The organism is Bradyrhizobium sp. 18BD, from assembly GCF_054185225.1.
Genome location: NZ_JAVAYL010000220.1, coordinates 1 through 454 on the forward strand (window position 1 = coordinate 1; position 454 = coordinate 454).

The 454-nt window shown below is 47.8% G+C and carries 1 protein-coding gene; it reads left to right on the forward strand.

Going from position 1 to position 454, the window contains the following annotated elements:
• A partial coding sequence (locus tag RAD16_RS41165; RefSeq protein WP_458163702.1) for a hypothetical protein occupies positions 1–277 on the forward strand: 277 nt, incomplete at its 5' end.
• Between the last annotated feature and the right edge of the window lie 177 nt (positions 278–454).

A 454-nucleotide genomic window follows, 5' to 3' on the forward strand; every position in this document is an offset into this window, starting at 1 on the left:
TTGCCTTGAAGGCGACAGAAAAGCGCCTGGCAACCATGCCTTTATTAGCGGATGGCATCTCTCGGATCATTGTGAAATCTGGCTGGAAGCGTTGTCTCGTACCGGACAAGAGCTGCGGCTCAATGTGCTTCCCTCTCCCCCAGTCGTGCTGGCGCCCGAGCTGTTCGCCCAGAGAAAATGGTTCCTGGTGACCACCGGAAAGCTCACTGCCGGGCAGAAAAAACAGCTTGCCCAGTGGCGCAACGTGGTCGCTTCGCTGGAGGTTATCACACTATAAGCGCTGAAATAGATTTCTTCCCCTCATTCTATCTTATTGATATTTAAGTACATCAAAAAAATCTCCGCGAAAACTTAGACAAAAAAACAAAGTTGTGTAAGTTTTAAATCAGCGTGAGATAACATTTTGCGCCATTGGCGTCAGTCGTCGTACTTTCAATAAGGGGGAATCATAAAT